This window comes from Mycobacterium sp. 3519A (genome assembly GCF_900240945.1).
In the GTDB taxonomy this organism is placed as follows: domain Bacteria; phylum Actinomycetota; class Actinomycetes; order Mycobacteriales; family Mycobacteriaceae; genus Mycobacterium.
This window is the reverse complement of record NZ_OESG01000012.1, coordinates 669,308-685,490: the sequence shown is the minus strand read 5'-3', so window position 1 is coordinate 685,490 and position 16,183 is coordinate 669,308. Positions and strand designations below refer to the sequence as shown.

The window sequence follows — 16,183 nt, the reverse complement described above, 5'->3', positions numbered from 1 at the left end:
ACCAGCGTATCGGGGCCCACCGGCGAGTCGGGCGGTATCCCGTCCCTGACACGCGGCCCTCGGCGTAAGTTTTCTGCGTGCACGCGACGTTCGGCCTGAACCTGTCCATCCCCCATGGGCGGCTGCCGCTGGTGTTCTGCCTCGTCGCGTTCATCCTGACGTTCTTCGTGACCCGGACGATCGTGCGGTACATCCGCAGCCACCCGGACAGCGATGCGCCACGCAAGTGGTGGCAGCCGCGCAACATCTCCGCCGGGGGCGGGTTGCACATCCACCACGTGGTCATCGGTGTGATCTTGGTCATGATCTCCGGGGTCTCGATGGTGACTTTGGCGGTCGACGGGGGAGTACCCGAATTCACGGTCGCGGCAACATTTTTCGGCATCGGCGCGGCGTTGGTGCTCGACGAGTTCGCGCTGATCCTGCATCTGCAGGACGTCTACTGGGCCGAGGACGGCCGGACGTCGGTGGACGCGGTGTTCGCCGCCGTCGCGGTCGCGGGCCTGCTGATTCTGGGCTACAACCCGCTGTCGTTCTTCGACGTGACCATCTGGCGCGAGGAGCAGTCCTTCGAGGCGCGGGCACTGGTGGTCGCCGCCGCGGTGCTGACGCTGGTGTTCGCGGTGATCGTGCTGCTCAAGGGCAAGGTGTGGACCGGCCTGGTCGGGATGTTCATGACCCCGCTGCTGCTCATCGGCGCCATCCGGCTGTCCCGGCCGCACGCACCGTGGGCGCGGTGGCGTTACTGCAACAAGCCCCGCAAGATGCACCGGGCGCTGGAGCGGGAGCGCAGGCTGCGCCGGCCGGTGGTCCAGGCCAAGTTGTGGCTGCAGCACGTCATCGCGGGGGAGCCGCACTTTCCGGAGGACAGCGAGGTCGACAAGCAACTCGACCGTGAGATTCACGCCGCGCCGGTACCGGCATCACGGTCCGACCGGGAAACGGCTCAGGTGTCGTAGGCGTGCGGTACTTCTACGACACCGAATTCATCGACAACGGCCGCACCATCGAGTTGATCTCGATCGGCGTCGCGGCCGAAGACGGCCGCGAATATTACGCCATCTCAACGGAATTCGACCCCGAGCGAGCCGGCAGCTGGGTGCGTAAGCATGTGCTCCCCAAGCTGCCGTCGCCGGCGTCGCCGCTGTGGCGCTCGCGTCGGCAGATCCGGATGGATCTGGAGGATTTCTTCGGGGTGGACGGCGACGAGCCGATCGAGTTGTGGGCCTGGGTCGGCGCCTACGACCACGTGGTGCTGTGCCAGCTGTGGGGCCCGATGACCGACCTGCCGCCCGCGATCCCGCGCTTCACCCGGGAGTTGCGGCAGTTCTGGGAGGACCGCGGGTCGCCGCGGATGCCGCCGCGGCCCCGGGACGCCCATGACGCCCTGGTCGACGCGAAGCACAACCTGGTGCGATTTCGCCTGATGACTAGCGGGGAAGTGCCAGCCCAGCGGTGAAAAGCACATGCGGGCGCCCGTTACCATGAACGGGTGAACTGGACCGTCGACGTACCCATCGACCAGCTGCCACCGCTGCCGCCACTGCCGGATGACCTGCGGCATCGGCTGGATGCCGCGCTGGCCAAGCCCGCGGCGCAGCAGCCAAGCTGGGACGCCGAATCGGCCAAGGTGATGCGCACGGTGCTGGAAAGTGTCCCGCCGGTGACGGTGCCCGCCGAGATCGAGCGGCTGCGCGGACTGCTTGCCGACGTTGCCCGCGGCGAAGCGTTCCTGCTGCAGGGTGGCGACTGCGCCGAGACGTTCACCGACAACACCGAACCCCACATTCGTGCCAACATCCGCACCCTGCTGCAGATGGCGGTGGTGCTGACCTACGGCGCCAGCATGCCGGTGGTCAAGGTCGCCAGGATCGCGGGTCAGTACGCCAAGCCGCGGTCGTCGGACCTCGACGCGCTGGGCCTGAAGTCCTACCGCGGCGACATGATCAACGGCTTCGCCCCCGATGCTGCCGCCCGCGAACACGATGCGTCGCGACTGGTGCGCGCCTACGCCAACGCCAGCGCGGCGATGAATTTGGTGCGCGCGCTCACCGCGTCGGGCCTGGCGTCGTTGCACGCGGTGCACGACTGGAACCGCGAATTCGTCCGGACCTCGCCCGCGGGCGCCCGCTACGAGGCGCTGGCCGGTGAGATCGATCGCGGGCTGACGTTCATGAGCGCCTGCGGCGTCGACGACCGCAACCTGCAGACCGCCGAAATCTACGCCAGCCATGAGGCTTTGGTGCTCGACTATGAGCGGGCCATGCTGCGGCTTTCGACGGAATACCCCTTGGAGACTCCCGAGCCGCGGTTGTACGACCTGTCCGCGCACTACGTGTGGATCGGCGAGCGCACCCGCCAACTCGACGGTGCGCACGTCGCGTTCGCCGAGGTGATCGCGAACCCGATCGGCGTCAAGATCGGCCCGACCATGACGCCGGAACTCGCGGTCGAGTACGTCGAGCGGCTGGACCCGCACAACCAGCCGGGGCGGCTGACGCTGGTCAGCAGGCTGGGCAACAACAAGGTGCGCGACCTGCTGCCGCCGATCATCGAGAAGGTCCAGGCCACTGGTCATCAGGTGATCTGGCAATGCGACCCGATGCACGGCAACACCCACGAGAGCTCCACCGGCTACAAGACCCGCCACTTCGACCGCATCGTCGACGAGGTGCAGGGCTTCTTCGAGGTGCACCGCGCGCTTGGCACCCATCCGGGCGGCATCCACGTCGAGATCACCGGCGAGAACGTCACCGAGTGTCTCGGCGGGGCGCAGGACATCTCGGATACCGACCTGGCCGGTCGCTACGAGACGGCCTGCGACCCGAGGCTCAACACTCAGCAGAGTCTGGAGCTGGCGTTTTTGGTCGCGGAGATGCTCCGCGATTGAACTGGGGCGGAGATGCTCCGCGATTGAGCTGGGGCGGAGTTGCTGCGCGACTAGGCAGTCGGCGCGCCAGGTCGGCCAGCAACTCCTCGGCGTCGACAGGACGGCCGCGGTATCCGACGTACTTGTCGGGCCGGATCACGAATGCGCTCGGCGCAGTGACCCCGTACTGACGGTGCGCCGCCCGAGTCGGATCACCAAGGGCCGCAGCATGATCCGCGTACCGTTCCGCGGTGACTACGCGCGCCGTGACCAGGCCCGGGTAGGCCTGCTCGAGTTGTTCGGCGATCCGGCACAGTTCGACGGCAGGCCGGGCCTCGTCGTCGAGGCCCGTGAACAGCAACACGGTGTGCCGGGTGCCGCGGAACACCTCGTAGAGGTGACTTGGTGCGCCGCCGATCGTGACGTCGGCCTCGCGGGCCCGGTCACCGGGGGCGGGCGCGTGGCGCCAACCCGAACCGTCCTCGGCGTTGAGCGCGCTTTCCGGATAGCGGATCCGCAACTGCGCGAGCACGCCGATGAACCGCCTGCGCAACCAGGACTGGGTGAGCAGATGGCTGGCGAGCAACGGCGCGACCCGGCCCCTGGCCAGTCGTGCCAGCGGGTTCTGCCCGCCGAACACCGAGAAGAGGCGATCGGTGGTCTTGAGCAGTTGGACGCCGACCGGGTGGCGTTCCTGCTCATAGGTGTCCAGTAGTCCGGCGTCGGCGATCCCGCGTTCGACCAGGGCGAGCTTCCAGGCCAGGTTGTATGCGTCTTGGATGCCGGTGTTCATGCCCTGCGCGCCGGCAGGGCTGTGCACATGTGCGGCGTCGCCGACGAGGAATACCCGCCCCTCGCGGTACCTCGGCACGGTGCGACTGTGCACGCGGTAGCGGGTCACCCAGTGTTCCTTGACGACCGTGGCCGGGAACGGGACACGCTCGTCGACCATCGCCTGGAACTCCTCGTGGGTCGGTTCGCTGTATTCGGCGCTGGGGCCCTGCGGGCCGGGCGGGAAGTTGCCGAAGATCCGATACCGATTCTCGCCCGGCATCGAGAAGGCGGCGAAAATGCCTGCGGAACTAGGGAATCCGTATAGCCCACCGTGCGGCAGCTGCCAGTCGAGTTCGGCGTCGGCCATGATGAACTCGTCGCGATACGTCGACCCCGTGAACGCGATGCCCGTGGCCTTGCGGACTGCGCTGTGGGCGCCGTCGCAGCCGATCACCCACCGAGAGCGCAGCGTCTCAGTCGACCCGTCCTCGCCGCGCAGCGTCACTGTCACCGCCTCGCCGTCCTGTGTCAGATCGGTCAGCGCCAGGCCACGGTCGATCTGGACACCGTGCTTGGTCAGCAGTTTGGTGAGGATGCGCTCGGTGTCGTGCTGCGACAGCGTGCGCGGTTCGGGATAGGCGGTGCGGTTCTGCGGCCCGGTCAACTGGTCGGCGAACTCCAACTCGACCGTCTTGTCCGCGAAGGTGACCGTCAGGCTGGCCGCCGAGGCGCCCGCCGCGATCGCCTGATCGGCCACGCCGAGGTCGTCGAAGATCTCCAGCGTTCTCGGCTGGACGACCAGTGCCCGGGATGTCGTCGCGGGTGCTGGGTTGCGGTCGACGATCCGCGGCACGATGCCGTGTCGCGCCAATTCGTTGGCCACCGTCAGTCCGGTCGGGCCCGCGCCCACGACCAGCACGCCAAGCACTGATTCCGTCATTTCAACCACCTCGTTGTGATCTCATCAAGTGATGAATTATTTCACTACGACTGTAGTGATTGGTGCCTGGCGGCGCAACACCCGGAAACCGAGATAGGGAAACACCCGATTTATTACTTGCGCCCCTGTCAATATTGTTTTGTGGTGGCTACTTGGGGCAGGTGGCCGTTTGAGGATGTGGGGGAACTTTCTTGAGCACCGCAGTTGTCGACCTGAAACAGTTGAGTACCGCGCCGGCGTTCTCCGGCGTGGTCACCGTCACCGGCCGCACGGCGGGGTGCACCTGCGGGTGGTCCGGTCGACGACGCTTAGCGCTGTTCATGGCACGCCACGACGGTTGGATGCACGCCGCCAGCGGACGCTGCCAGCCAGGTGTGCCGTTCGTCTGTTGAGCTAGACCAGATTGCCGATATTGCTGCCGAGCGTCCACGCCGCGGCGGCGATCAGGGCGGTCAGTGTCAACACGCTGAGTACCCAGAACACCAGCACACGTCTGGCGCGCTGCCGGGCCCAGTAGAAGTCCTCGAGATCGATTCCGGCGAATTGCCCTGAGCCGGGCGCATATTCGGGCTGCTGCGGCCAGCTGTCGCGGGTGAGTTCCCGGGTGTGCTGACGGGGGGTCAGCACGGCGGGGGCGGGCGGCCTCGCGGTGGTCACGGCGGTCGCCTGCTGGTCACCCATCTGGCTGTGGTGCAACGCCGCCGACGCGTGCTGCGCGGAGTTGCGGGGTGCGGGCACGCGGAACGGGGGGAGTGCGAGTTCCGCGACGATCGCCTCCAGATCGGCGCCCATGTCGTGCGCGTCGGCGTAGCGGTCGGCGGGTTCGCGTGCGGTCGCGTGGGCCACCAACTCGTCGAATTGTGCTGGCACACCGGCGATCCTGCGGCTGGGGGGTGCGACGTCGTTGTCCATCCGCTGGTATGCGACCGCCAGCGCCGAGTCCCCGGTGAACGGCGTGACCCCGGTCAGCAGTTCGTAGGCCAGGATGCCGACGGAGTACACGTCGCTGCGTGGTCCCGCGTCGCCGGTGCTGACTTGTTCCGGCGACAGGTAGGCTGCCGTGCCCAAAATGACGCTGGTGGAGGTGATCTTGGCCTCGGCGACGGCTCGCACCAGACCGAAGTCAGCGATCTTGACCTCGCCGTCGTCGGAGATCAACACGTTCTCCGGTTTGATGTCGCGGTGCACCAGGCCGGCGCGGTGCGCCACCGCCAGGCCGCTTAGCACCGGTCGCAACACCGCGGCGACCGCGTGCGGCGGCATCGGGCCGCGTTCGCGCAACAGTTCGCGCAGCGTGCCCCCCTCGATGAGTTCCATCACCAGAAAGGGATGCTGGCCGTCGATGCCCTGGTCGTACACCGCGACGAGGCCGGGGTCCTTGAGCCGGGCCACCGCACGGGCCTCGCGCTGAAATCGGGTGAGGAACTGGTGGTCTCCGGCGTACCGGGAGTCCATGACCTTCAGCGCCACCGGCCGATCGAGCCGCAGATCGAGTCCGCGGTACACCGCGGACATGCCACCCGTCGCGATCATCACCTCGACGCGATAGCGCCCGTCCAGCACCGCCCCGATGAGTGGGTCGGATTGCTGGTAGGCCTCCACCGAACACATGTTACGAGGCGCCCCTTTGGACCTAGACTCTGTGCGGTGAGCAGCATTCCGGCCGCCGACGATGTTCTGGACCCCGGCGAGGACGTATACGACCTACCCACCGTTGCGAATTTGCTCGGGGTTGCCGTGACGAAAGTGCATCAGCAATTGCGGGACGGCCACCTGGTCGCGGTGCGCCGCGACGGCACGGTGGTGGTGCCCAAGGTGTTCTTCGACGACACCGGCCACGTGGTGAAGAGCCTGCCAGGGCTGCTCGTCGTGCTGCACGACGGCGGCTACCACGACACCGAGATCGTGCGGTGGCTGTTCACCCCGGATCCGTCGCTGACCATCAGCCACGACGGAAGCAAAGAGCGGCAGGCTAATGCGCGTCCTGTGGACGCGTTGCATTCGCATCAGGCCCGGGAAGTGGTGCGTCGGGCCCAAGCGATGGCTTATTGACCGCCCGCGGTCGTGGCTTATTGACCGCCCGCGGTCGTGGCTTATTGACCGCCCGCGGTCGTGGCTTATTGACCGCCCGCCAGTCGAACCGGGCCAGCGAATACCACGCCGCCACAGCGCAAGCCGTGGCCAGCAACACATGGATCCACGAGTACATGCCGTGGGCGCCGTCGGGCTTCCATATCACCGTGATAAACGTCGACAGCCCGGCGATCACCGCGATCGCCTGACGCGACTGGGCCAGCGCCGCCACCACCGCCAGCGGCCAGGTGTAGTACCACGGCAGCGCGGCGGGGACGAACAGCACCACCACGATCATCACCAACGCGATGCCGACCAGCGCCTCGCGGTCGCTGTGCCGAAACCGCCACCACAGCAAGGGAAGTGATATCGCGATGATCGCGATGCCGATGATGCGGGTGACGTCGAGCACCGCGTAGAAGTTCACCGGGAACAGCAGGCCGCCGATCGCATTAATCAGGTTGGACGCGGCGGTCGGTATGGTCAACCAGTTGATGATCTTCACCGAGCCCGCCAGCGCGGTCAGCCACCCGAGGCCCACCCCGGCCAGCCACGACAACACCGCGAACACCGCGACGAAGATCAGGCCCGAGGCCGCGGTCGCCGCGGCGAACGCCTTCGCCGGGCGGTAGCCCCGCTTATCGCGGAGGTGTCGCATCCACACCCACACCATGAACGGGAGAGCCAGTCCCGCTGTGGCTTTGACGGCCACTGCGACCGCGATCAGTGCCACCCCCCAGATGTGGCGCCCGCTGAACGTCAGCGCGATGCCCGCCATCATCAGGCCGACCATCAGCATTTCGTTGTGCACCCCACCCATCAGGTGGATGATCACCAACGGGTTCAGCACGCAGATCCACAGTGCGGCAGCGCCGTCGGCGCCGACGTGCCGGGCCACCCTCGGCGCCGCCCAGATCAACAGGGCCAGGCCCGGCAGCATGCACAGCCGTAGCAGCATGGTTCCCGCCACCACGTCGTTGCCGACCAGCATCGTGACGAACTTGGCCACCAGAATGAACGCGGGCCCGTAGGGCGCCGTCGTCGTCGTCCAGATCGGACTCACGTTGTCCAGCAACGAGTTCGGATTGTCGATCGGGCCGACGACGTACGGATCGAATCCGTCGCGCAGCAGTGCGCCCTGTGCCAGATACGAGTAGGTGTCCCGACTGAACACCGGAACGCTCAGCAGTAGCGGTGCCAGCCAGAAGCCCGTAGTAGCCACCATCGTGTATTCGGTTGCGGTGCGGTCGAACAACTGTCGGCCCAACCAGAGCCACGCGAACAGCATCAGTGCGACGCCGATCCACAGCAGCACCGACGACAGCACGAGGCCGTGGCCGAACCGCAGCCAAGACACGTGCAGCGACTCCAGCAGCGGATCGTGCAACCTGGTGCTGCCCGCACCGAGGCCGCCCGCGGTGATCAGCACCGCGCCCACCGCGCCGAGCAGCGCTGGCCGCGCCTGCGGCGACGCCGCAAACGACTTCAGTCTCCAAAGATGATGCGCCAGACCGGTTTTCGCGGCCAGCGTCGGCGTAGGGGTCGTCATGCTGCTACGCCGACCGGTTCGCAGCCAATCTGGCGAGTTCGGCGAGTCCGACCTTGGCCTGAGGATCGATCGGCGCGGCGCTGAGGATCTCCAGCGAGCGGCGGGTCAGCGAATCGATGCGGCCCTCGACCGCGGCGAGCGCACCGACCGACTCGATCACCAGACACAATTCCCTGACCTGCGGCTCGGTCAGCTCGGTGCCGATGGATGTGCGCAGCAGTTTGGCCGCGACCGGGTCGACCTTCTCAGCGCGCTCGACCGCCTCGGCCAGCAGCACGGTGCGTTTACCGGATCGCAGATCGTCACCCGACGGCTTGCCGGTCACCGCGGGGTCACCGAACACGCCCAGCACATCGTCACGCAATTGGAAGGCCACGCCCAGGTTGGTGCCGAGCTCGTGGAAGGCGTCCTGCACGTCGGGCCGGTCGGCGGCGACCGCGGCGCCGAACTGCAGCGGGCGCGAGATCGTGTAGGACGCGGTCTTGTAGATGTTGACGGTCATCGCCGACGCGACGGATTCGGCTCCGCTGGACTCGGCGACGATGTCGAGGTACTGCCCGCCCAGCACCTCGGTCCGGATAGCCGACCACACCCGACGCACCCGCGCCTGCGCATCGGCGGGCACATCGGCGGTGGCAACGATGTCGTCAGCCCACACCAGCGCGAGGTCGCCGAGCAGGATGGCGGCCGAGATGCCGAACTGTTCGGCGGATCCGTGCCATTGGCTGCTGCGATGCTTGTCCGTGAACAGCCGGTGCACGGTCGGCAACCCGCGACGGGTGGCCGAGGCGTCGATCACGTCGTCGTGCACCAGCGCGCAGGCGTGCAGCAGCTCCAGCGCCGAGAACAGCCGCAGCATCGACGGATTCAACGGATCCTGCTGCCCGTCGGCCAGCGCCCGCCAGCCCCAATAGGCGAACGCGGGTCGCAGCCGCTTGCCGCCGCGCAGCACGAATTCTTCGAGGGCGGCGGTCAACTCCGCATAATCGGCGCCGATGTACGCAGCATCGCTGCGACGGCTGCGGAGATACTCCCGCAATTGGTCGGTGACGGCGCCTGCCAACTCGACGGCTGACGGTGCCGCTGCATCCACGCTCAGCGGGCGCCCCTTTCTGCAAGGTCAGTCTGTGTGTACTCGCCCCCGAGTGCTCTCAGACTAGAGCTTTCACGTCGGCCGGGGCGAGCGGTCCCGACTCGTATACGCAATACCCCCGATGATCCCGGCCACCAGGAACGACGCGAGGCCCAGCCAGATCGCCGCGCCGGTGAACGAGCGGGCGCTGGGATCGGTGTAGCGGGCCTGCGCGTTCATGGTGCTGACCACGCCGGGTCGCAGCTTCCATTCGACCACCTCGGCCGACACCTGGTCGCCGTTGGTGGACGTGACCTCGCCGGGGAACGCCACGGACAGCGATACGTCGGCTTCGGGGTCGTTGAGCGAGGTGAGATCGGCGCGGCCCTCGAGAATGACCAGGTCACCCGCGCGGCGCAGCGAGATGTCGACACCAGCGGCGTCCCGGTTCATGTTGGCCAGCTGCGGCAGCTCGGCGAAGGTCAGGTCCGAGAACACGGCCTGAGACCCCACGTAGTCATCGCGGTCGTAGTCCGAGACGGCCACCTTCTGCGCGAACGGCAGATTGTTCAGCAGCTGCGGGCCCTTGTCGTCGGCGTTGCGCGGTTTGGCCGCGGCGACGATCTGTCCCGAGACCCGGTCGTCGGGAGACACCGTGATCGACGCGCGTACCCGCACGCAGCCAACGGCCAGCGGCAGGACGAGCACCAGTAGCAACACCACCGCGAGCTTGCGGATCCGGCGGGAGCGAGCGGGCACGTGGTCATCGTGCCAGATCGGACGCTCTCACAGAGGCTCAGAGAGGTAAAGCCCGGCCCAGGATCGCGAAGGCGCGCGGATCGCCGGCGAAGTGATAGCCGCGGATGATGTCGACGAATCCGAGCCGCCGGTACAGCCGCCACGCCCGGTTGGCCTCGCCGTTGATCTCCGGGGTCGACAACAACACGTGCGCCTCGCCGCGGTCGGCCAGCAGCCGACGGGTCAGCGCTTCACCGAGTCCGCGCCCCTGTGCGCGCGGCGCGATGTGCAACTCGGTCAGCTCGAAGTAGCTCGTCATCAGCTCCGCGATCCGGGTCCGGTCCGCGCCGACCCGGTGCAGACCCTGCACGACCTGCTGCTGCCACCACTGGTCGGGCGCACCGCAGTAGCCGTATGCGATGCCGAGCAGCGGCGCCGAGGCCAGCGCCGCCGGTGAGCGCCCGGCGTCGTCGGCCGGCTCGGCCACCTCGACCGCTGCGACGGCCTTCCAGCCGTGTCTCCGGGTGTGCTCCAGCCACATCGACGCCCGCTGCTCCTCGGTGCCGCGGGGGTAGCGCATTGCGTCGACGTACACCGCGAGCGCGTCACCGAGACGCCGTTGCATATCGCTCGGCGAGAGATCGATGAGAAACGTCGCCAACTCTCGTTGCCTCTCTCGGGTGTCGAGCGGACCGTCCACACCATTATTGGGTGACCGAGGCCTCCAGGTGGCACCGCCTCACGGTCGCGGCCTTCGTCATAGAATCGAGGATCCAAGTAGGTGGTACGGCTCAGATTGACCTCGTATCATGACTGTTAGGTGCCCGTAAATGCGAGCACACTGAAGTTTGAACGTTTGAGACGGCAGGGCCGGCAAGGAGGGACGAATGCCACTCTCCGATCATGAGCAGCGCATGCTCGACCAGATCGAGAGCGCGCTCTATGCCGAGGACCCCAAGTTCGCTTCGAGCGTCCGCGGTGGGACTCTGCGCGCACCCTCGGCCCGGCGCCGCCTTCAGGGCGCCGCGCTCTTTGTGATCGGTCTGGCCATGCTGGTTTGCGGTGTCGCTTTCAAGGCCACCATGATTGGCAGCTTCCCGATCCTTTCGGTGATCGGCTTTCTGGTGATGTTCGGCGGCGTGATCTACGCCATCACCGGTCCGCGTGTCGCGGGCGGTCGCGACCGCTCAGGCGCTGAACCCGGTGGGCCGCGGCAGAAGAAGGCCAAGGGCTCGGGTGGCTCGTTCACCAGCCGGATGGAAGACCGCTTCCGCCGCCGCTTCGACGAGTAACGCCCACCGAGGCAAGGGGTAGCCCGCAGCGGGCTACCCCTTTTTCGTGCGCTCGCGTGTCGCGGCCCGGCTTCGGATCCCCCACATCGCCCCACCACCCGCCCTGAGGGCGGTCACCTGCAGTTTTATCTTCTGCGCGCCCCTGGGCATGGCGCTGACCGCGGGTAAAACACCTCGATGCGGGGGCGTGGTGGGGACATTCGGCCAAGTTTTGCTATCAAATGGAGCAATGTGGGGGATTGTGGGGTAAAGTGGCGGACAACGGAGCGACCGGGGCTCTGTTGATAGGCAGGGTGGTTGGAGGTAGGCCAGATGTTTCTGGGCACCTACACGCCGAAGCTCGACGACAAGGGGCGGCTCACGCTGCCCGCCAAGTTCCGCGACGCGCTGGCAGGAGGGTTGATGGTCACCAAGAGCCAAGATCACAGCCTGGCGGTCTACCCGCGCGCCGAGTTCGAAAAGCTGGCTCGACGGGCATCGCAGGCATCGCGCAGCAATCCGGAGGCGCGCGCGTTCCTTCGTAACCTGGCCGCGGCCACCGACGAGCAGCACCCCGACGGCCAGGGCCGGATCACGTTGTCAGCCGACCACCGCCGCTACGCGAACCTGTCGAAGGACTGCGTGGTGATCGGATCGGTTGACTACCTGGAGATCTGGGACTCCGCCGCATGGCAGGAGTACCAACAGACGCACGAAGAGAACTTCTCCGCGGCCACCGATGAAGCTCTTTCCGACATCATTTGAGGTGGCCGACCCGCACCTTGCCCGTGCATCGTGGCCTCTGCCCGAACCGGCCCTGACGTACTTCCCCGACGTCAGGTCCGCGACCTCGGACAGGGACCTCGGTGCAGGGGCCTTCATCAAAGAGGTTGCGATGGCCGCGAATTCGAACGAGCACCCACATATTCCCGTCCTGCTCGACAGGTGTGTCGAGTTGCTCAAACCGGCACTCACCCGCGAACACACCGACGGCGAGGGCGCAGTGCTGATCGACGCGACGCTGGGCGCGGGCGGACACGCCGAGCGCTTCCTCACCGAACTGCCCGGGCTGCGACTCATCGGCCTCGACCGCGACCCGGACGCACTGTGGATCGCGGGCGAGCGGTTGGCGCGGTTCGGTGACCGGGTCATGCTGGTGCGCACCCGCTACGACGGCATCGAAAGGGTGTTGGCCGAAACCGGTTACTGGGCAAGCCAAGTGCACGGCATCCTGTTCGACCTCGGCGTCTCGTCGATGCAACTCGACCGCACCGCGCGCGGCTTCTCCTACGCTGCCGACGCACCGCTGGACATGCGGATGGATCCCGACGCGGAGCTGACCGCAGCCGAGGTCATCAACACCTACGACGAGAAGACACTGAGCCGGGTGCTGCGGGAGTTCGGCGAAGAGCGGTTCGCGGGCCGCATCGCCGCGCAGATCGTTCGCCGCCGCGCGCAGCGGCCGTTCGTCACCACCGGCGAACTCGTCGAGTTGCTGTATCAGGCGATTCCCGCCCCCGCCCGCCGCACCGGCGGGCATCCGGCCAAGCGCACGTTCCAAGCGCTGCGCATCGTCGTCAACGGCGAATTGGACTCGCTGCGGGACGCCCTGCCCGCGGCCCTCAACGCATTGACACCCGGCGGCCGGATCGTGGTGATGGCCTACCAGTCGCTGGAGGACCGCATCGTGAAGAATCAGTTCGCCGCCGCCACCTCATCTCGCACCCCACCGGGACTGCCGGTCGAATTACCGGGCCACGGACCGGAATTCATCGCATTGACCCGCGGAGCCGAACGTGCGGGCGCCGAAGAGATCGAACTCAATCCGCGTAGCGCGTCGGTACGGCTACGGGCACTGGAAAAGGTGGGGGGTTGACCATGAAGGCACGCAAGCCGGCGTCGGTCCGCGGTGGCGACGAATCCCGTCGCGCCGGACGCAGCGCCACCCGCAGGCAGGCCGACGCCCAGCCGCGCAGGCGCAAGCCGACGCGTGAGCAGCGGCCGCAGCGCTCGGCGCCCGCGACCAACCCCATTCCGAGGCCGACGGACGCGCCGGCGCGGCCGAAGAACACCAGCCAGGCCAAGGCGCGGGCCAAGGCGCGAAAGGCGAAGGCGCCCAAGGTCGCCCGCCCGCCGCTGCGCGAGCGGATCATCGTCAGGCTGGCGTCGATCGACCTGAACCCGCGAACGCTCGTCGCACGGGTGCCGTTCGTCGTGCTGGTCATCTCCTCGCTCGGTCTCGGGCTCGGCGTCACGCTGTGGCTGTCGACGGACGCCGCGGAACGCTCGTATGAGCTCGGCCATGCCCGCGAGACGAATCAGGCTCTGCTGCAACAGAAGGAAGCGTTGGAACGTCAGGTGCTCGAGGCGCAGGCCGCCCCCGCGCTCGCCGAGGCGGCCCGCAACCTGGGCATGATCCCGTCACGCGACACCGCGCATCTGGTCCAGGATGCGTCTGGCAACTGGGTGGTGGTCGGAACGCCCAAGCCCGCGCAGGGCGTCGCGCCGCCACCACTGAACACCCCGCTGCCCGATGAGGCCCCGCCGCCTCCGCCCGCCCCGCCCGCCCCGCGCGTGGTGGATCCGCGCGAGCTCACCGTCCGGATGCCGCCCCGGGCACCGCTCCTGGCACCGGCACCGAACGCTCGACACCCGGCAGCGCAGCGGGCGGCGCGGTCCGCGGCGGCATCCGGACGGTGAGCTAGCGCGGATCCACCACGCGCGGGGCGGCTGCGCTGCCGGGTGTCGAGCGTTCGGTGCCGGTGCCAGGAGCGGTGCCCGGGGCGGCCCCGCTGGCGACGCCGCCAGGCGCGGAGGTGCCGCACGCGGTCAGCGGGCAGGTGCCTGCGCTCGGGCCCGCGGTCCCCGCACCCGTGCCCGCACCGCCTGCCGCACCTGCCGTTGACGCCCCCGCGGTCCCCGCCGTGGCCGCGCCAGTAGCCGGTGCGCCCGCATGAGCCGGCCAACTCCTCGGGGCCGTGTCGCCGGCGCGCCGAAAGGCAAAAAGGCCCAAGCCGGCCAGGAACGTCCCGCGAAAGCCCGCCGGACCCGGCAGGCTGCCGCCGAAAAGGGTTTGCGCAGTGCATCTTTCGTGTTCCGGCATCGAACGGGCAACGCGGTCATCTTCCTGGTACTGGTGGTTGCCGCCGCGCAGCTGTTCATGTTGCAGGTGCCGCGCGCCGCGGGTCTGCGCGCCGAGGCCGCCGGACAGCTCAAGGTCACCGATGTGGAAAAGGCAGTGCGCGGTGCGATCGTCGACCGCAACAACGACAAGCTCGCCTTCACCATCGAGGCGCGTGCGCTGACCTTCCAGCCGATCAAGATCCGCAAGCAACTCGAAGAGGCCAAGGCGAAAACGCCAGAGGCGCCCGACCCGCAGCGGCGACTGCGCGATATCGCCGCCGAAGTGGCGTTGCGGCTCAACAACAAACCCGATAAAGCGACCGTGCTCAAGAAGCTCAACAGCAACGACTCGTTCGTGTATCTGGCGCGCGCGGTCGATCCCGCCATCGCCGACGCCATCACCACGAAGTTCCCCGAGGTCGGGTCGGAGCGCCAGGACCTGCGCCAGTATCCCGGCGGATCGCTGGCGGCCAACATCGTCGGCGGCATCGACTGGGACGGCCACGGCCTTCTCGGACTGGAGGATTCGCTCGATGCCTCGCTCGCAGGCACCGACGGTTCGGTCACTTATGACCGCGGCTCCGACGGTGTGGTGATCCCGGGCAGCTACCGCAACCGCCATGACGCGGTCGACGGGTCGACGGTGATGCTGACCCTCGACGACGACATCCAGTTCTATGTGCAGCAGCAGGTGCAGCAGGCCAAGGACATGTCCGGCGCCAAGCACGTTTCGGCCGTCGTGCTGGACACGAAAACCGGTGAGGTGCTTGCGATGGCGAACGACAACACGTTCGATCCGTCGCAGGACGTCGGCCGCCAGTCCGACCGGGATCTCGGCAACCCGTCGGTGTCGTCGCCGTTCGAACCGGGTTCGGTGAACAAGATCGTGACCGCGGCCTCGGTGATCGAATTCGGGCTGTCCAGTCCCGACGAGGTGTTGCAGGTACCCGGTGAGATCGAGATGGGCGGCGTCACCGTGCACGACGCGTGGGAACACGGGGTCACGCCGTACACCACCACCGGCATCTTCGGAAAGTCGTCGAACGTCGGCACACTGATGCTGGCCCAGCGGATCGGACCGGAGCGCTACGCCGACATGCTCACCAAATTCGGGCTCGGCCAGCGTACCGGCGTCGGACTGCCCGGCGAGAGCGCAGGTCTGGTACCGCCCATCGACCAGTGGTCGGGCAGCTCGTTCGCCAATCTGCCCATCGGGCAAGGTCTTTCGATGACCCTGCTGCAGATGACCGCGATGTACCAGGCGATCGCCAATGACGGGGTGCGCATCCCCCCGCGCATCGTCAAGACCACCATCGCGCCCGACGGCACGCGCAAGGACGAGCCGAGGCCGGAGGGTGTGCGGGTGGTGTCGCCACAGACCGCTCAGACGGTGCGCCAGATGCTGCGCGCGACGCTGCAGCGCGATCCGACGGGCGTCCAGCAGGGCACCGGCTCACAGGGCGCGGTCGACGGCTACCAGATCTCGGGCAAGACGGGCACCGCACAGCAGATCAACCCCGCCTGCGGGTGCTACTACGACGACGTCTACTGGATCACGTTCGCGGGCATGGTTCCCACCGACAACCCCCGCTACGTGATCGGCGTGATGGCCGACAACCCGCAACGCACCGCCGACGGCCAGCACGGCACCACGATGGCACCGCTGTTCCACAACATCGCCGCCTGGCTGTTGCAGCGGGAGAACGTGCCGCTGTCACCCGACCCCGGCCCGCCGCTGACGCTGCAGGCCACCTGACCGACGTGGCCCGCGCGG

General features: G+C 67.7%; 17 protein-coding genes. 11 read left to right on the top strand and 6 right to left on the bottom strand.

Annotated elements, in window-relative coordinates; genetic code table 11:
- Positions 1 to 77: 77 nt before the first annotated feature.
- From C1A30_RS05525 to C1A30_RS05515, 3 genes are read left to right on the top strand one after another with little or no spacing between them, the layout of a single operon-like run.
- On the top strand, positions 78 to 959 hold the full coding sequence (locus C1A30_RS05525; RefSeq protein ID WP_101947209.1) for a hypothetical protein: 882 nt from the start codon (positions 78 to 80) through the stop codon (positions 957 to 959).
- A 2-nt stretch (positions 960 to 961) separates the two neighbouring features.
- Positions 962 to 1,459 (top strand): polyadenylate-specific 3'-exoribonuclease AS, encoded by a 498-nt coding sequence (locus tag C1A30_RS05520; RefSeq protein ID WP_101947208.1) that lies wholly within the window; start codon positions 962 to 964, stop codon positions 1,457 to 1,459.
- Between the two features lie 33 nt (positions 1,460 to 1,492).
- Positions 1,493 to 2,890, top strand: coding sequence for a class II 3-deoxy-7-phosphoheptulonate synthase (locus C1A30_RS05515; RefSeq protein WP_101947207.1), 1,398 nt, complete (start codon positions 1,493 to 1,495; stop codon positions 2,888 to 2,890).
- On the opposite strand, the gene C1A30_RS05510 is transcribed toward C1A30_RS05515, so the two are convergent.
- Entirely contained in the window at positions 2,832 to 4,583 is a 1,752-nt protein-coding gene (locus C1A30_RS05510; RefSeq protein ID WP_101947206.1) for an FAD-dependent monooxygenase, read from the bottom strand. The genes C1A30_RS05515 and C1A30_RS05510 overlap by 59 nt on opposite strands.
- A 191-nt stretch (positions 4,584 to 4,774) precedes the next feature.
- Here C1A30_RS05510 and C1A30_RS35340 point away from each other — a divergent pair, with 191 nt between their 5' ends.
- A complete protein-coding gene (locus C1A30_RS35340) occupies positions 4,775 to 4,975 on the top strand; it encodes a hypothetical protein (protein WP_142392551.1) in 201 nt (66 codons plus the stop codon).
- A 1-nt stretch (position 4,976) separates the two neighbouring features.
- Here C1A30_RS35340 and C1A30_RS05505 read toward each other — a convergent pair whose 3' ends face one another.
- On the bottom strand, positions 4,977 to 6,194 hold the full coding sequence (locus C1A30_RS05505; RefSeq protein ID WP_101947205.1) for a protein kinase: 1,218 nt from the start codon (positions 6,192 to 6,194) through the stop codon (positions 4,977 to 4,979).
- Between the two features lie 36 nt (positions 6,195 to 6,230).
- Between C1A30_RS05505 and C1A30_RS05500 the strand changes: the two genes are divergently transcribed.
- Positions 6,231 to 6,635 (top strand): Rv2175c family DNA-binding protein, encoded by a 405-nt coding sequence (locus C1A30_RS05500; RefSeq protein WP_101947204.1) that lies wholly within the window; start codon positions 6,231 to 6,233, stop codon positions 6,633 to 6,635.
- On the opposite strand, the gene C1A30_RS05495 is transcribed toward C1A30_RS05500, so the two are convergent.
- The 4 genes from C1A30_RS05495 to C1A30_RS05480 all read right to left on the bottom strand — a co-directional run bounded on the left by C1A30_RS05495 (position 6,556) and on the right by C1A30_RS05480 (position 10,676).
- Complete coding sequence (locus tag C1A30_RS05495) at positions 6,556 to 8,205, bottom strand: alpha-(1->6)-mannopyranosyltransferase A (protein ID WP_101947203.1); 1,650 nt, start codon at positions 8,203 to 8,205, stop codon at positions 6,556 to 6,558. The two genes, C1A30_RS05500 and C1A30_RS05495, sit on opposite strands and share 80 nt — an antisense overlap.
- 4 nt (positions 8,206 to 8,209) lie before the next feature.
- Positions 8,210 to 9,298: a bifunctional (2E,6E)-farnesyl/geranyl diphosphate synthase gene (gene idsA2 / locus C1A30_RS05490; protein WP_101947202.1), complete on the bottom strand. Its 1,089-nt coding sequence runs from the start codon at positions 9,296 to 9,298 to the stop codon at positions 8,210 to 8,212.
- 72 nt (positions 9,299 to 9,370) lie between these two features.
- Complete coding sequence (locus tag C1A30_RS05485) at positions 9,371 to 10,036, bottom strand: DUF3153 domain-containing protein (RefSeq protein WP_101947201.1); 666 nt, start codon at positions 10,034 to 10,036, stop codon at positions 9,371 to 9,373.
- Between the two features lie 37 nt (positions 10,037 to 10,073).
- Positions 10,074 to 10,676 carry an N-acetyltransferase gene (locus C1A30_RS05480; protein WP_200828199.1) on the bottom strand — a complete coding sequence of 201 codons (603 nt, stop codon included), beginning with the start codon at positions 10,674 to 10,676 and terminating at the stop codon, positions 10,074 to 10,076.
- Positions 10,677 to 10,902: 226 nt separating this feature from the next.
- On the opposite strand from C1A30_RS05480, the gene C1A30_RS05475 reads away from it, so the two are divergent.
- The 6 genes from C1A30_RS05475 (at position 10,903) to C1A30_RS05455 (ending at position 16,165) form a co-directional block, all read left to right on the top strand.
- Entirely contained in the window at positions 10,903 to 11,307 is a 405-nt protein-coding gene (locus C1A30_RS05475; protein ID WP_067799098.1) for a DUF3040 domain-containing protein, read from the top strand.
- Between the two features lie 312 nt (positions 11,308 to 11,619).
- Positions 11,620 to 12,051, top strand: coding sequence for a division/cell wall cluster transcriptional repressor MraZ (gene mraZ / locus C1A30_RS05470; protein WP_101947199.1), 432 nt, complete (start codon positions 11,620 to 11,622; stop codon positions 12,049 to 12,051).
- Positions 12,026 to 13,162, top strand: a complete 1,137-nt coding sequence (rsmH, locus tag C1A30_RS05465; RefSeq protein ID WP_101947198.1) for a 16S rRNA (cytosine(1402)-N(4))-methyltransferase RsmH — start codon at positions 12,026 to 12,028, stop codon at positions 13,160 to 13,162. Before mraZ ends, rsmH begins: the two co-directional genes overlap by 26 nt.
- A gap of 2 nt (positions 13,163 to 13,164) precedes the next feature.
- Entirely contained in the window at positions 13,165 to 13,986 is an 822-nt protein-coding gene (locus tag C1A30_RS05460) for a hypothetical protein (protein ID WP_369974095.1), read from the top strand.
- Between the two features lie 56 nt (positions 13,987 to 14,042).
- Positions 14,043 to 14,243 carry a hypothetical protein gene (locus tag C1A30_RS36425; RefSeq protein WP_200828167.1) on the top strand — a complete coding sequence of 67 codons (201 nt, stop codon included), beginning with the start codon at positions 14,043 to 14,045 and terminating at the stop codon, positions 14,241 to 14,243.
- Positions 14,240 to 16,165 (top strand): penicillin-binding protein 2, encoded by a 1,926-nt coding sequence (locus tag C1A30_RS05455; protein WP_101947197.1) that lies wholly within the window; start codon positions 14,240 to 14,242, stop codon positions 16,163 to 16,165. The genes C1A30_RS36425 and C1A30_RS05455 overlap by 4 nt, the downstream gene beginning before the upstream one ends.
- Positions 16,166 to 16,183 lie beyond the last annotated feature (18 nt).

Coding starts and splice junctions, on each gene's coding strand:
- C1A30_RS05510 (WP_101947206.1), bottom strand. CDS start 4,583: ATGACGGAATCAGTGCTTGGCGTGCTGGTCGTGGGCGCGGGCCCGACC.
- C1A30_RS05505 (WP_101947205.1), bottom strand. CDS start 6,194: ATGTGTTCGGTGGAGGCCTACCAGCAATCCGACCCACTCATCGGGGCG.
- C1A30_RS05495 (WP_101947203.1), bottom strand. CDS start 8,205: ATGACGACCCCTACGCCGACGCTGGCCGCGAAAACCGGTCTGGCGCAT.
- C1A30_RS05475 (WP_067799098.1), top strand. CDS start 10,903: ATGCCACTCTCCGATCATGAGCAGCGCATGCTCGACCAGATCGAGAGC.
- mraZ (WP_101947199.1), top strand. CDS start 11,620: ATGTTTCTGGGCACCTACACGCCGAAGCTCGACGACAAGGGGCGGCTC.
- rsmH (WP_101947198.1), top strand. CDS start 12,026: ATGAAGCTCTTTCCGACATCATTTGAGGTGGCCGACCCGCACCTTGCC.
- C1A30_RS05460 (WP_369974095.1), top strand. CDS start 13,165: ATGAAGGCACGCAAGCCGGCGTCGGTCCGCGGTGGCGACGAATCCCGT.
- C1A30_RS05455 (WP_101947197.1), top strand. CDS start 14,240: ATGAGCCGGCCAACTCCTCGGGGCCGTGTCGCCGGCGCGCCGAAAGGC.